A 14,785-nucleotide genomic window follows, 5' to 3' on the forward strand; every position below is an offset into this window, starting at 1 on the left:
ATCACTTCATGGAATGAGGGTTACCATACCCGGATTGCATTGACAGGAGATGTCCATGAGCGAGAACTCGATTCGTTTGACCCAATACAGCCACGGTGCAGGTTGCGGCTGTAAAATTTCCCCAAAAGTGTTGGAAACCATCCTGCACAGTGAGCAGGCGAAGTTTGTTGATCCGAATTTGCTTGTGGGTAATGAAACCCGCGACGATGCGGCGGTGTACGATCTGGGCAATGGCACCAGCGTTATCAGTACCACCGACTTCTTTATGCCGATCGTTGATAATCCTTTCGATTTTGGCCGCATTGCGGCGACTAACGCCATCAGCGATATCTTCGCGATGGGTGGCAAACCGATTATGGCGATTGCGATCCTCGGCTGGCCTATTAACAAACTTTCCCCTGAAATTGCCCGCGAAGTAACCGAAGGTGGACGCTATGCATGCCGTCAGGCGGGTATTGCGCTGGCTGGCGGTCACTCCATCGATGCGCCGGAGCCGATTTTTGGTCTGGCGGTAACGGGGATCGTACCGACCGAGCGGGTGAAGAAAAACAGTACTGCACAAGCCGGATGCAAACTGTTCCTGACGAAACCGCTGGGAATTGGCGTTCTTACTACGGCTGAGAAAAAATCACTGCTGAAACCAGAACATCAGGGACTAGCGACGGAAGTGATGTGCCGGATGAACATCGCAGGCGCGTCCTTTGCCAACATCGAAGGCGTAAAAGCGATGACTGACGTGACTGGTTTTGGTCTGCTGGGGCATTTGAGCGAAATGTGTCAGGGTGCTGGTGTGCAGGCGCGAGTCGACTATGAAGCGATCCCGAAACTGCCGGGGGTTGAAGAGTACATTAAGTTGGGCGCAGTGCCTGGCGGCACCGAACGTAACTTTGCCAGCTATGGGCATCTGATGGGTGAAATGCCGCGTGAAGTGCGCGATCTGCTGTGCGATCCGCAAACTTCTGGCGGTCTGCTGCTGGCGGTCATGCCGGAAGCAGAAAATGAGGTCAAAGCTACAGCCGCCGAGTTTGGCATTGAACTGACGGCGATTGGCGAACTGGTGCCAGCGCGCGGCGGTCGTGCCATGGTTGAGATTCGTTAAGTCGATGCGGTTGTTTATTGCCGAAAAACCGAGTCTGGCGCGCGCCATTGCTGATGTCCTGCCCAAACCGCACCGGAAAGGCGATGGCTTTATCGAGTGCGGCAATGGTCAGGTGGTGACCTGGTGTATCGGTCACCTGCTTGAGCAAGCGCAGCCAGACGCCTACGACAGCCGCTATGCGCGCTGGAATCTTGCGGATTTGCCGATTGTCCCGGAAAAGTGGCAATTACAGCCCCGACCCTCCGTGACTAAACAACTTAATGTCATCAAACGATTCCTGCATGAAGCCAGCGAAATCGTTCACGCCGGTGACCCGGACCGAGAAGGGCAATTGCTGGTAGATGAAGTGCTGGACTACCTGCAACTGGCACCGGAAAAGCGCCAGCAGGTGCAGCGTTGCTTGATCAACGACCTGAACCCGCAGGCGGTTGAACGGGCGATCGATCGTCTTCGCTCCAATAGCGAGTTTGTACCACTGTGCGTTTCTGCGCTGGCGCGAGCGCGTGCCGACTGGCTGTACGGCATCAATATGACCCGTGCGTATACTATTCTCGGTCGCAATGCCGGTTATCAGGGCGTGCTTTCCGTGGGCCGCGTGCAGACGCCCGTGCTCGGGCTGGTAGTGCGCCGCGACGAAGAGATTGAAAACTTCGTGGCGAAAGACTTCTTTGAAGTCAAAGCGCATATCGTGACACCTGCCGATGAGCGGTTTACCGCTATCTGGCAACCGAGCGAAGCGTGTGAACCTTATCAGGATGAAGAAGGGCGCTTGTTACATCGTCCGCTGGCGGAGCATGTGGTCAACCGCATCAGCGGCCAACCGGCTATTGTCACCAGCTATAACGATAAACGGGAATCAGAATCCGCACCGCTGCCGTTTTCGCTTTCGGCGTTGCAGATTGAAGCGGCTAAACGCTTTGGTCTGAGCGCGCAGAATGTGCTTGATATTTGCCAGAAGCTGTACGAAACGCACAAGTTAATCACTTATCCGCGTTCCGATTGTCGCTATTTGCCAGAAGAACATTTTGCCGGACGCCACGCGGTGATGAATGCTATCAGCGTCCATGCGCCGGATCTGTTGCCGCAACCAGTGGTAGATCCAGATATACGCAACCGCTGCTGGGATGACAAAAAGGTCGATGCGCACCACGCCATCATCCCGACCGCACGGAGTTCTGCGATCAACCTGACGGAGAACGAAGCGAAGGTCTATAACCTGATTGCCCGTCAGTATTTGATGCAGTTCTGCCCGGATGCGGTGTTCCGCAAGTGTGTTATCGAACTGGACATTGCCAAAGGCAAATTTGTCGCTAAAGCCCGTTTTCTTGCTGAAGCAGGCTGGCGCACACTGTTAGGCAGCAAAGAGCGCGATGAAGAAAACGACGGCACGCCACTGCCTGTGGTGGCGAAAAGCGATGAGTTACTGTGTGAAAAAGGTGAGGTGGTAGAGCGACAAACGCAGCCGCCGCGCCATTTTACCGATGCAACACTGCTTTCGGCGATGACCGGGATCGCGCGCTTTGTGCAGGACAAAGATCTGAAAAAGATCCTTCGTGCCACCGATGGTCTGGGGACAGAAGCAACCCGTGCCGGGATTATTGAACTGTTGTTCAAGCGTGGCTTTCTGACCAAAAAAGGGCGCTATATCCACTCCACCGACGCCGGAAAAGCGTTATTCCATTCACTGCCAGAAATGGCTACGCGACCGGACATGACCGCGCACTGGGAATCGGTGCTGACGCAAATCAGCGAAAAGCAGTGCCGCTATCAGGACTTTATGCAACCGTTGGTGGGGACACTGTATCAGTTGATTGATCAGGCCAAACGTACGCCGGTGCGGCAGTTTCGCGGCATAGTGGCTCCAGATGGCGGAGAAGGAAATAAAAAGACTTCACCCCGTAAGCGAGCAGCGAAAAAAAGCCCGCCATCAGCAGAGGCGGGCAGTGGAGTGATAATGTAATGCTCTGATGCAGTCAGTTTTCGTAGGCCAGATAAGGCGTTCACGCCGCATCTGGCATAAACGCCTGAAACGGCGCTAATGACTTAAATCACCCCCTGCGCCAGCATCGCATCCGCAACCTTCACAAAACCGGCAATGTTCGCGCCCTGCACGTAGTTGGTTTGCTCACCTTCACCACCATGCTCAACACAGGCATGGTGGATATCCAGCATGATGTGATGCAAACGTGCGTCAACTTTCTCGGCTTTCCAGCCCAGGCGCGCAGCGTTTTGCGCCATTTCCAGGCCCGATGTTGCTACACCGCCAGCATTAGCCGCTTTACCCGGTGCAAACAGTACGCCTGCCTGCTGGAACAGTTCAGTCGCTTCGATGGTGGTCGGCATATTCGCCCCTTCGGCGACGGCTTTAACGCCATTGGCGATAAGCTGATGCGCGGCGTCAACATCCAGTTCGTTCTGGGTGGCGCAAGGCAGGGCGATATCAACTGGTACAGACCACGGCTGTTGGCCTTCGAGATAGACCAGACCAAATTCTTTGGCGTAATCTGCCACACGACCATCGCGGCTGGCTTTGATTTCGATAAGACGCGCCAGTTTCTCTTTCGTGAATCCGCTTTCATCAACTACAGTGCCACTGGAGTCTGACGCAGCGATCACACGAGCACCAAATTCCATCGCTTTTTCGATAGCGTACTGGGCGACGTTGCCGGAGCCAGAAACGGAAACGCGCATCCCTTCAAAACCCATACCGTGGCGTTTTAGCATTGCTTCTGTGAAATAAACCAGACCGTAGCCGGTTGCTTCCGGGCGAATAAGACTGCCGCCAAAAGAAAGCCCCTTACCGGTGAAGACGCAGGCGGTATTGTTGGAGAGCTTTTTCATCATCCCCGCCATAAAGCCGACTTCACGACCACCAACGCCGATATCGCCCGCCGGAACGTCGGTATCTGCGCCCAGGTGGCGATACAGTTCAGTCATTAGCGCCTGGCAGAACCGCATCACTTCGCCTTCGCTTTTCCCTTTCGGGTCAAAATCGCTGCCGCCTTTACCACCGCCCATCGGCAGAGTTGTCAGGGCATTTTTGAAGGTTTGTTCAAAGCCGAGGAATTTGAGAATGGAGAGGTTTACCGACGGATGGAAGCGCATACCACCTTTGTACGGGCCGATGGCGGAGCTGAACTGCACGCGCCATGCACGGTTGACCTGTACCTGGTTGCGATCGTCAACCCATACCACGCGAAACTGGATCACGCGCTCCGGCTCAACCAAGCGCTCCAGTAATGACATTTGGCGATATTTTGGATTTTGTTCAAGAAAAGGCCAGAGTGTGGTCATTACTTCACGAACGGCTTGCGCGAACTCGGTTTGATTCGGGTCGCGCTTTTGGACATGGTTGAGGAATGACTCCAGAGAATATGTCTGATCCATAGATATAAAACCCTTATATATTAATACGATTATGCTTATGTTGTTTATGTCATGTGCTTTTGCAGTTTTCGACTATACCATCAAGAATGTGACGGTAAGTAAGAAAAAAATGACTCACGAAAGCAAATTAATAACGGGAGAAATCTCATAACCAAAAGCGATAACTCAGACGCTAAAGTTTTGCCGCCCGGCTACCGTTATTAGTAGCAGAGACAATAACGTTAAGGAGTTCCCTGTGAGTCGAGCATTGTTCGCCGTAGCATTGGCATTTCCATTCATTGCACTGGCTAACCCGCATTATTGTCCGGACGTGGAGGTGAACGTACCGCCAGAAGTGTTCAGTTCAGGCGGGCAGTCAGCGCAGCCCTGTACTCAGTGCTGCGTTTATCAGGATAAAAATTATTCTGAAGGGGCGGTAATTAAAGCCGAAGGAATACTCCTGCAATGCCAGCGGGATGACAAAACCCTTAGCACTAATCCGCTGGTCTGGCGGCGCGTAAAGCCATAAACGCCTCTAATAGTGGAATGTCAGCAGGGGCCAGCGGATATTGCAGCGCCTCTTCAGGTGAGCACCAGACTAGCGCCTGATGTTCATGTGCCTGTAACGTCCCGTGGAAGTCGGGTACGTGCCAGGCATGAAGATGGATAATCCGCCCCGACACTTCTCGTTGATGGCTGGCAACATACTCACCCACAGTTGCTTCGATGCCCAATTCTTCGCGTAACTCACGCACCAGCGCCTGCCGCTGGCTTTCATCCGGCTCGACTTTACCACCGGCAAACTCCCATAATCCCGCCTGATCGCTATGGGCGGGGCGTTGAGCGAGTAAAATTTTGCCATCACGTTCGATGATGGCGGCAACAACTTCAATCATATTCATAAATTACACACGGGCAGATAAGCGAAAAATGCCATAATATCCGCACTGTTGCTCAATCAGAAAGGCTTTATATCTAAGGAGTGCCTGTGTTAGACCGCCATCTTCATCCCCGAATTAAACCTTTGTTGCATCAGTGTGTGAAGGTGCTGGATAAACCCGGCATTACGCCAGATGGTTTAACATTAGTGGGATTTGCCATCGGCGTGCTGGCACTGCCGTTTCTGGCGCTGGGCTGGTATCTGGCGGCGCTAATCGTCATTTTGTTGAACAGGCTGCTTGATGGTCTGGACGGCGCGTTGGCGCGGCGAAGAGGACTTACCGACGCGGGTGGCTTTCTCGATATTTCTCTCGATTTTCTTTTTTACGCACTGGTGCCTTTTGGGTTTATCCTCGCCGCACCGGAGCAAAACGCGCTGGCAGGCGGCTGGCTGCTGTTTGCGTTTATCGGCACGGGCAGCAGTTTTCTCGCTTTTGCTGCGCTGGCGGCGAAACATCAGATTGATAATCCCGGTTATGCGCATAAATCGTTTTATTATCTGGGCGGGTTAACCGAAGGCAGCGAGACGATTTTGCTGTTTGTTCTGAGTTGCCTCTTGCCAGCTTATTTTCCGTGGTTTGCGTGGGTATTTGGTGCGTTGTGCTGGATGACGACCTTTACGCGGGTGTGGAGTGGGTATCTGACGCTGAAGTCGCTCCAGCGCCAGTAATTGCAATGTTATTTGCTGCTGTCCGGGCCGCGCTCACCGGTTGCTACGGGATTTTTCGGATCGCTGCTCCATTCATACCAGCCGCCATCATATACGGAGACGTTATTCCAGCCCATTGCTCGTGCGTACATAAAGGTTTCGGACGCGCGCCAGCCGGTGCCGCAGTAGAATGAAACTTGCTGATCTGGTTTGATATTCCATGCTTTCCACATAGCGGCAATATCATCGGCGCTACGCATGGTGCCATCCGGGTTATGGAAATCCTCCATATGCGTCGAGTCGCTACCAGCGTGTCCCCAACGGGCTCCGGCTATTTCACCTTTTGGCTTAATATAGCTGTAACCACTGGTCGTACCGATAAATTCTGGCCACGAACGAATGCTCACCAGCGATGCATCCTGGCGATGCAGCAGCCCACGGGCCTGTTCCATATCAAGCATCAACTGCGGTTGCGCCGGGATCTTCACGCCGAAATCCGGTTCAGCTTTCACTTTCGGTGGCGTTCCGCGCTCAACAGGCAGTCCCGCGTCGGACCAGGTTTGCCAGCCGCCGTCCAGCAGGCGCACATCTTTCACCCCTGCATAGAGCATAATCTGTGCTACACGCGCTGCTGCGTATACATCACGACCATATAGAATCACCGTGGTGTCATGACGAATGCCATGCTTTGCCAGCATCGCTTTCAGTTGCTCATCAGAGACTTTATTCCATAGCGGTTCGCTTTCCACTTCGTTGGTGTCAATGTAATCCGCGCCAGGAATATGGCTAATAAGATAAAGTTTCGGTGCGCCCCAGGCTGCTTCAATGATTTTCCAGTCACCGGCAGGTTTCGCTGTAACGTCTTTTCCTTGTTGCAGGTCATGCAGCCATTGTGGATAAACCAGCTGCTCAAAGTGCGGAAGTTTTTGCAGACGGGAAGGTTCGCTTAGCGCGTCACTCAAAATGGAGATATGCGTAAAACCTGCTTTTTGCAGACGCGTTTTGACGGCGTTGACATCTTTGTCATTACCGTACAGCGCCACCGGAGCATCGGTTTTCAGGTTATGTAGCTTGATCCACTCGTTGAGCTGTTCGGTGCTCATTTTGTCGAGCCAGCTAGCAGAAAGGTTTAAGGCGGCAGGTTCATGACCGGAAGGGCCATTTAAGGTTTGTGGCCAGCCGTTATAAAACGCGCTGGGGCGAGTATCTATCGCTTTGCCATTTTGTTGTTGAAGCTGGTCAAGAGTAAGAGGCTTCGCCAGTTCAGCGGCCCACGAAGAAGCGCAAGCCAGCCCTAAAGCCATTGCCAGCGCGGTCATTTGAGAAACACGTTTCATCGAAAATCCCGACATTGTAGTTTTGAGTGCGCCATTCTGAACTGACGCATTGGGAAAAACTTTGCGTTATCGCAGTTTGTTGTAATTTTCTGACCACTGCGCCATATCCAGAACAGAACTATCAGCAGGAACATCCTGGAGATCGTGCGTTACCTGAACGACGGGGATCGCCAGTTCGCGAACTTCGCTGAACACCCACTGGCGAAAATTATCGCGCAGAGCTACATCAAGACGGCTGAACGGCTCATCCAGGAGTAACGCTTTTGGCTGGGCGAGAAGGGCGCGTAGCAGAGCAACGCGCGCTCGCTGACCACCAGACAAAGTGGCAGGATCCTGATGGAAAGCTCCGTCAAGGCCTGAACGCTCAAGTGCATCATTCACGGCATTACGTCGGGCATTCCCCTTAAGTGTCTCCGGTAGCGCCAGCAGTAAATTTTGCCCGACGCTGAACTGGTCAAATAACAGTGCATCCTGGAAAAGAATGCCAATCTGACGCTGTGCGGTGGGTAGCATGTCAATCCGTTGCTCATTGAGCCATAGCTCACCTGCACAAGAAAACTGTCCGGTCAGCGCACCAATCATCCATGAAAACAGTGTAGATTTTCCACAGCCAGACGGCCCCATTAACGTGACAATGTCACCTTTATCCACCGTAAAGTTAACGTTTGTCAGCAAGCGGCTTTCTGGTAAACGTAGCGAAACATTTTTCACGCAGAGCATTAGCGGAGTCCTTGTCTGACATAACCTACCCATTTTGCGACTAACGCGGTCAGGGCAAAAATAATAAGCGGTAATAGCAGTTGCCAAAGGGCCTGGGCAGCGAGAATACCGTTACTGCCGCCGCTACTTAACGCCACCGCTTCGGTAGTGAGTGTCGGAAAACGCCCCGCGCCCAGCCACAGCGTCGGCATATACTGCGCAATACTGACTGAAAATCCCACCGCGAAGGTAATCAGCGCAGGGCGCAACATGAGTGGGCATTTCACGTAAAAGAAGATTTTGGCCCGCGACCAGCCCAGTGTTTGCGCAATCAAAATTAACCGTGAATCAATGCGCTGCCAGGCGGGTTGCAGGATAAACAGCATCCACGGCATTACCCACAGCAGATGCCCCCAGACCACCGCTGTCCAGCTCCCATCTATGTTCAGCCATAGCGCCAGCATGTACTGGCCCGCCACCAGCGGCAGAGCGGGTAATAAAATGGGCAACCAGAGCCACAACTGGCGACGCTTTGCCCCCCATTCCAGCCACAGCAGTAACAGGACCAAAGCGATAAACGTCGCCACCAGCCCCATTGTCAGGCTGTTGATGAGCGCTTCACTATTGATCGTCGACTGATCCGCGAGGATCGCCAGCAGAACCACACACAGCACACCGGTTAAGGGTAAAAAAATCGCCAGTGTATTACCGGGTAATAAAGGCGTGGCGGGCTTACGAACGCCATCTTCCTGGGGGATCGTGCGTCGCCAGGCGCGCCATAACAGATAACCAAGCAAAACGTAGGCGGCGAGTAACAGCATCAGCAGCAGACTGGCAAGCGCGCCTTTTGTCTGTTGGTCAATGCCACCCTGGGTTAGCCACTGCCAGCTAATTACCGCCAGCGTCGGTGGATTACCCGGCCCGAGAATAATTGCCACATCCACGACCGACAACGACCATGCCACAATAGCCAGCATCGCCATTGCCAGTGCAGGCGCGACGGAGGGCAACAACAACCAGTTCAGACATTGCCAGCGGCTGTAGCCCAGCGAATCCAGTACAATAACCTGCTGCAACAGCCGTTTCTCGCTCAATACTGCCGCTAAGATCCACAGCAGAAATGCGCTTTCTTTCACCGCCAGGGTAAGGCCCAGCCCAATACCCAATTTATCCATCGGCGGAGTGAGAAAAGGAAAAACCTGATAAACCAGGCCACCTTCAGCAAACAGCAACAGGGCGCTGGTGGCAAAAGCCACATGGGGAATGGCGAGCAGCCACGGCAGACGGGCGCACATACGCTGCCATTTCGGCCCAGGCCACAGCGCCATAATTACCAGCAGGGCAATCGTCAATGCGCCGAGCGCCGCGATGGTTGTTGACACCAGCGTCGCCAGTAATGCCTGCGGTAGCTGCGGATCGGCAAATAACGCCTGCCAGTGTGCCAACGACAAAGCAGGCGATATCAGCGTGAGAGCTGCCGGGATCAGCGGTGCATAAATCACCGCCACCATCGCCCACAGCAACAAGATTAATGCGTACCGTAACGGTGTAGCCATTCTTGTTCCAGCGCATTTACCCAACCTGCGTGCGGTTCAGCCAGTACCGGCGGCAGATCCTGCGGCATTCTTGATTGCAATGTTTCACGCTGCCCGTCAGGCAGTTTTTGCGGATCGAGAACCGATGGATCGCCCCAGACAGCAGGGTCTGCTTTACGTAGCTGTGCATCAGGTGAGAGCAGGAAATTGGCAACCACCTTCGCCGCAGCACTGGCATTCGCGTTGGCAGGAACGGTGACGAAATGCACGTTGCCAATCATCCCCTCGCGAAAGCCAAAACTGTAACTGCTTGCTGGCAAATCGCCACTGGCGATTTTTTGCTGGGCATGTGCAGGATTAAAGGTCAGCGACAGGCGCAATGTGCCAGTTTTCAGCAGAGCATCCATCCGCGCGGGCGAAGGTGGAAAATCCTTTCCTTCGCGCCATAGATACGGATGCAGCGCATCAAGATATTGCCACAAGGGCGCAGTGATACGGGCGAAAGTCGCATCGTTCGGCGCTTCTTTTAATGCTGCGGGATCTGGCGTCAGCATAATCAGTAACTGTTCAAGAAATGCGGTGCCAGTAAAGTCTGGCGGGCGCGGATAGGTAACCGTGCCAGGATTGGCTTTAGCGAATTCCAGTAAGGCTTGCGGTGTTTGTGGTGGCTGTGGCGTAACATCGCGGCGGGCGATAAACGTCAGTTGAGCGCCGCCCCACGGCGATTCTGCGCCTTCGACAGGTACAGAAAAATCTTCCCGTACCGGCAGTTGTGTATCGACATAACGCCAGTTTGGCAGAGTCTCAGCCCAGCCGGTTTGCAGTAAATTGGCCTCTTTTAAGGTGCGGAAGTTTTCGCCATTCACCCAGAGCAGATCCACCGAACCGCCTGTCTCGCGCCCGGCTGCGGCTTCGGTCTGAATGCGCTTCACCGCGTCTGCGGCATCCGCCAGGCGGACAATCTTCAGGTTTATATCATAATGGGTTTTCATCTCGCCGCTAACCCAGTCGAGATAGCGGTTAATTGCGGTATCGCCGCCCCAGGCGTTAAACCAGACGGTTTGCCCTTTGGCCTCATTTTTAACTTCCTGCCAGTCACTGGCATGTGTTGCCAGAGAAAACAGCGATAACAATCCCAGCAACCACCCACAATGGCGCATCATCTCTCCTTAAGAACGTTTTTCAGGAATACGGCACAGCCCCTGAGCGGGAATGTCCATGGCAGAATTAAAACGGGCTGACAGGTTTTGCAGGCCGATCAATGCCGTCAGTTCGGTGAGCGCCTGGGCGTCAAAATGCGCAGCCAGTCGGGTACGCAGGGCATCATCGACCGTTGGCGGCGTTACGCTTGCGGCTTCGGCGTACTCCAGCGCCAGCCGTTCTTCATCGCTAAAGAGCAGGCTTTGCCGCCAGTCAGCCACTGCCAGCAACTTATCGGTGCTGCCGGTACGCTCGGCGACTTTCATACTGGTGATATCCACGCAAAACTCACACAGGCACATTTGCGCAATGCGCGCGCTGACAAGCGATCGCACTACCGGATCGAGCGGTGAGCGTTTACGCTCCAGCCAACCGACAAACATCGACACCAGATAAAAGATAAACGGGATCCGTCCCCACCAGCGAATTGGACTTAGCACCTCGCCGTAATGGCGACGATGCAGCCACGCCTGCGGACGTAAACTTAAAGGAATTTTGCTAAGCGGTGGTAAACCCATCAGGCATTCCTCTTCTGGCGTTCAAGCCATATTTTTTTCGCCATAAAAATCACCACGGTCAGGGCAAACAGAATAAACAGTCCGGTGACAAACCAGAAGGTACCGCCCGTTAACATACTGCCCGCCCAGGAATAAACAATAGTCGCCGGTAACTGACCAAGCCCGGTGGCGATAAAAAACGAGCGAAAACGTATTGACGTCAAACCGGCAGCATAGCTGATTGGATCGAAAGGGACAAAAGGCAATAACCGGCATACCAGGATAGTGTGTTTGCCGTAGCGAGTGAAAAAGCCGTCCATACTGTCAAGCACGGTTTTACCGGTTAATTTTTCCACCACTTCGCGGCCCATCACTCTGGCGATAAAAAAGCATAGCGCCGCGCCTGCCATAGAACTGGTCCACGACAGCAAGCCACCCCAGAACGCGCCAAACAGCGAGGCATTGGCAAAGGTGATCAAAAATGCAGGCAGCGGTGCAGCAATGGCCTGTAAAATCATCAACATGAACGAGACAACTGCTGCCAGTGCGCCGTAAGACTGAATAAAGCGTTCTATACCCTGTTGGTCCACGGCGGCAAACGTCGCAACGCTGCGATTGATAAACTGATGGACGCCGGGAAGCAGTGCCCATGCCAGCAGCATAGCGAACAACAGGATGATGAGGGTTATACGGTAGTACCAGATTTTACGCGATTGCATCTTCATCATCCTTTATCGTGGCTTTATTCGGTGATTTTAAAGGTAACCGTAGCCAGCGTGTTATCTGCCGGGAGAACCGAGGCATTGCCTTTGAATTGCACTTCACCACGTTTTTCCACCGCACCATAAGTGTATGTTGCATTGCTGACGATGCCGACCGGGCAGCTATCCAGACATACCAGGCAGCCCGTTTTCTTCTCTTCTGCGGCGGCTAAATTACCTCCAAAACGCATGTCCAGTTTATTACCGTTACTGTCGACAATCACCTCATCGAATGAATACGCTTTTGCTGCCCCTTGCCAGTTGACCGAAATATCCAGTTTGCTGCCCGCTACATGAGTCGTTTCTTTATTATCCATCGTCATGTTTTCGCCCGGGATACCACCGGCTTGTTTCAGTGCTTCATAAAATGCTTTCGGGGTCGCATAACCCATAAACAGCGATTTATGTCCGTTGGAGCCATCTTTAAACACTATGCCGTGTCGAGTGTCGTCTGTCAGGAAACGGCCATTAATTTGTACCAGCATGGTGACCGTATGGTTATTGGTATCGACACGCAGTGGTTGGCTGTCTGAAAGCCCGTCGTATTCCACTTTTGCTGCCGCATTCTCTTTTTGATCGCAGCCACTAAGCCCTGCAACGGCCAGTAAACACAGTGCAGCCAGTCCTTTTTTCCATGACGCTGAATAATGTTGCAACATCGTTCTATCCTTCATTTTTGGGGTGAGTAAGTGGGCTGCGGCGCGAAGCAGACAGATCCACGTGTTTGTGTCGGGCGTAGAGTTTGGCAAGCTGGACGAGAATAAACAGTGCCAGGCCCGCCAGACAGAGTTGTAAAATAAAGCGCAGCGTAATGCCTTCACTGGCGAGATCGCTGGCCATCACGGTATAAATAACGATACCGGGCAGGGTAGTGAGTGCCGAAATAAAGGTATAAGGCCAGAAGGCGATAGTGGTTAATCCGTAGGCGTAATTTTGAATATTGTAAGGAAACAGCGGGATTAAACGGGTAAGAATTAAAAAATCGATACCGTTATGTGCAATGCCTTTTTCAATGGCCTGGAAGGTATGGCTGTGACCAACGTATTTCAGCAATAAATCGCGCCCCAAAAAGCGTGCCAACAGGAATGAACTCGAGGTGGCCAGCGTAGCGGCAATTAATGAGAGTAGTGTCCCTAAGATCGGGCCAAAAACTATGCCTCCAGCGATCACCAGTATGCTTCCTGGTAACAGAAAGAGGGTGGCAATGATGAATAACACAATATAAAGGCAATAACCGAACAATCCGCTCTGGCGAATGAGAGTTTGTAAGTGGGGTAAATCGGTGAGCAGATCGAATAAACCGCAAGCGTGGATAGCGTAAATGACCAGCGCAAAAATAAAACAGGCAAAAAGAAATTTACGCTCAGCGTTCATTGTGGAGTTTCCTATATCAAACTTGATAATAGAGAAGTGGTCAGACAACTAAAAACGCTGTGACGGTATAACAAAGGACGACAAGCAACAAATCATTACTGACAGTTTGTTGATTTTTCTCAAGGTTAATTCTCCTGACTCCGTTTGAGCCAGGAGAGCAGCTAAATTAGCGGCGGAAGGTCGCCCACACAGGCGCGTGATCGGACGGTTTTTCCATGCTGCGGATTTCATAGTCGATGCCGGTTTCTACGCAACAGTCTGCCAGCGGTTGGCTGGCGAGCAGCAGGTCGATACGCAGACCACGGTTATCGTCAAAACCTTTTGAGCGGTAATCAAACCATGAGAAACGATCTGCTGTTTCCGGATTCGCATGGCGGAAGGTATCCACCAGCCCCCAACTTATCAGCCTGTCCATCCATTCACGTTCTTCAGGCAGGAAAGAACATTTACCAGTACGCAGCCAGCGTTTGCGGTTCTCTTCGCCAATGCCGATATCCAGGTCGGTGGGGCTGATATTCATATCGCCCATAATCAGCACCGGATTTTCGCGCTTAAGTTCGGTTTCGAGATAGTTTTGCAGGTTCTGATAAAACTGCGCTTTCGCCGGGAATTTAATCGGATGGTCGCGACTTTCGCCCTGTGGGAAGTAACCGTTGATCACGGTGACATTACCCAGCGGCGAGGGGATTTCCGCCATAATAATTCGCCGTTGTGCCTCTTCGCCGTCGTCAGGGAAGCCGCGACGCACAGCAATCGGCGTCTCTTTGGTCAACAATGCCACGCCGTAATGGCCTTTCTGCCCGTGATAAAACACGTTGTAGCCGAGCTTCGCCACCTCTTCTAGCGGAAACATATCGTCATGAACTTTTGTCTCCTGCAGGCCAATCACATCCGGTTGGTGCTTTTCGACGATGGCTTCAAGCTGGTGAGGTCTGGCGCGCAGGCCGTTGATATTAAAAGAGACAAATTTCATAGTCGCTGCCATTTATTCAGATAAAGAGTGCGTGGATGGTAGCAGAATTTCGCTTTGCTTACCGCCTGTTGTTAAGTGATTTGATCGATGGTTGTTAATGATGTCAACGATGGCGCAAAAAATGCCCGCTTTTGGTGCGCGCTGCGTCAGAATGGCGCAGTAATTTCCAGTAAATTTCGTCAATGATCACAATTCCAGAATTATATTTTACTTTTGCATAACATTGCGTTTTTTATTCTTTTTATTCATCATCATTGCAAACATATTCACTTTTTATGCACTTTAAATGCATAGCGTACAGTTATAACTCCTTGATTATCAGTTAATCGCCCCCTTTTATGCACTTTTATCACTGG

The 14,785-nt window shown here is 52.4% G+C and carries 15 protein-coding genes; 4 read left to right on the forward strand and 11 right to left on the reverse strand.

Features of this window, described 5'->3' with window-relative positions; all coding sequences use genetic code 11:
- Positions 1-55: 55 nt before the first annotated feature.
- Both selD and topB read left to right on the forward strand, forming a co-directional pair.
- Positions 56-1,099 carry a selenide, water dikinase SelD gene (selD, locus tag FQ015_RS03420; RefSeq protein WP_001295485.1) on the forward strand — a complete coding sequence of 348 codons (1,044 nt, stop codon included), beginning with the start codon at positions 56-58 and terminating at the stop codon, positions 1,097-1,099.
- Positions 1,100-1,103: 4 nt separating this feature from the next.
- Entirely contained in the window at positions 1,104-3,059 is a 1,956-nt protein-coding gene (topB, locus tag FQ015_RS03425; protein WP_105278824.1) for a DNA topoisomerase III, read from the forward strand.
- Positions 3,060-3,142: 83 nt separating this feature from the next.
- Here topB and gdhA read toward each other — a convergent pair whose 3' ends face one another.
- Positions 3,143-4,486: an NADP-specific glutamate dehydrogenase gene (gene gdhA / locus FQ015_RS03430; protein ID WP_160523706.1), complete on the reverse strand. Its 1,344-nt coding sequence runs from the start codon at positions 4,484-4,486 to the stop codon at positions 3,143-3,145.
- 235 nt (positions 4,487-4,721) lie between these two features.
- Here gdhA and FQ015_RS03435 point away from each other — a divergent pair, with 235 nt between their 5' ends.
- Positions 4,722-4,994, forward strand: a complete 273-nt coding sequence (locus FQ015_RS03435; RefSeq protein ID WP_160523707.1) for a DUF1496 domain-containing protein — start codon at positions 4,722-4,724, stop codon at positions 4,992-4,994.
- On the opposite strand, the gene nudG is transcribed toward FQ015_RS03435, so the two are convergent.
- The gene (gene nudG, locus FQ015_RS03440) at positions 4,960-5,367 is read right to left on the reverse strand and encodes a CTP pyrophosphohydrolase (RefSeq protein ID WP_001055956.1); all 408 of its coding nucleotides are present in this window, start codon (positions 5,365-5,367) and stop codon (positions 4,960-4,962) included. The genes FQ015_RS03435 and nudG overlap by 35 nt on opposite strands.
- An 86-nt stretch (positions 5,368-5,453) precedes the next feature.
- Between nudG and FQ015_RS03445 the strand changes: the two genes are divergently transcribed.
- Positions 5,454-6,074, forward strand: coding sequence for a CDP-alcohol phosphatidyltransferase family protein (locus FQ015_RS03445; protein ID WP_001353164.1), 621 nt, complete (start codon positions 5,454-5,456; stop codon positions 6,072-6,074).
- Between the two features lie 8 nt (positions 6,075-6,082).
- Here FQ015_RS03445 and ynjE read toward each other — a convergent pair whose 3' ends face one another.
- The 9 genes from ynjE to xthA form a co-directional block, all read right to left on the reverse strand.
- Complete coding sequence (gene ynjE, locus FQ015_RS03450) at positions 6,083-7,390, reverse strand: thiosulfate sulfurtransferase YnjE (protein ID WP_160523708.1); 1,308 nt, start codon at positions 7,388-7,390, stop codon at positions 6,083-6,085.
- A 66-nt stretch (positions 7,391-7,456) separates the two neighbouring features.
- Positions 7,457-8,110, reverse strand: coding sequence for an ATP-binding cassette domain-containing protein (locus FQ015_RS03455; protein WP_160523709.1), 654 nt, complete (start codon positions 8,108-8,110; stop codon positions 7,457-7,459).
- Positions 8,110-9,645 (reverse strand): ABC transporter permease subunit, encoded by a 1,536-nt coding sequence (locus FQ015_RS03460; protein ID WP_160523710.1) that lies wholly within the window; start codon positions 9,643-9,645, stop codon positions 8,110-8,112. Before FQ015_RS03460 ends, FQ015_RS03455 begins: the two co-directional genes overlap by 1 nt.
- A complete protein-coding gene (locus tag FQ015_RS03465; RefSeq protein ID WP_160523779.1) occupies positions 9,618-10,784 on the reverse strand; it encodes an ABC transporter substrate-binding protein in 1,167 nt (388 codons plus the stop codon). The genes FQ015_RS03460 and FQ015_RS03465 overlap by 28 nt, the downstream gene beginning before the upstream one ends.
- A gap of 9 nt (positions 10,785-10,793) precedes the next feature.
- A complete protein-coding gene (locus FQ015_RS03470; protein WP_160523711.1) occupies positions 10,794-11,342 on the reverse strand; it encodes a carboxymuconolactone decarboxylase family protein in 549 nt (182 codons plus the stop codon).
- Positions 11,342-12,049: a TVP38/TMEM64 family protein gene (locus FQ015_RS03475; protein WP_160523712.1), complete on the reverse strand. Its 708-nt coding sequence runs from the start codon at positions 12,047-12,049 to the stop codon at positions 11,342-11,344. Before FQ015_RS03475 ends, FQ015_RS03470 begins: the two co-directional genes overlap by 1 nt.
- Positions 12,050-12,063: 14 nt before the next feature.
- Positions 12,064-12,741, reverse strand: a complete 678-nt coding sequence (ydjY, locus tag FQ015_RS03480) for a lipoprotein YdjY (protein ID WP_103253664.1) — start codon at positions 12,739-12,741, stop codon at positions 12,064-12,066.
- Between the two features lie 4 nt (positions 12,742-12,745).
- On the reverse strand, positions 12,746-13,456 hold the full coding sequence (locus tag FQ015_RS03485; protein WP_160523713.1) for a TVP38/TMEM64 family protein: 711 nt from the start codon (positions 13,454-13,456) through the stop codon (positions 12,746-12,748).
- 166 nt (positions 13,457-13,622) lie between these two features.
- Complete coding sequence (gene xthA, locus FQ015_RS03490; protein ID WP_000673911.1) at positions 13,623-14,429, reverse strand: exodeoxyribonuclease III; 807 nt, start codon at positions 14,427-14,429, stop codon at positions 13,623-13,625.
- Positions 14,430-14,785 lie beyond the last annotated feature (356 nt).

It is taken from the genome of Escherichia sp. HH26CH (assembly GCF_009820205.1).
Lineage (GTDB): Bacteria > Pseudomonadota > Gammaproteobacteria > Enterobacterales > Enterobacteriaceae > Escherichia > Escherichia coli_F.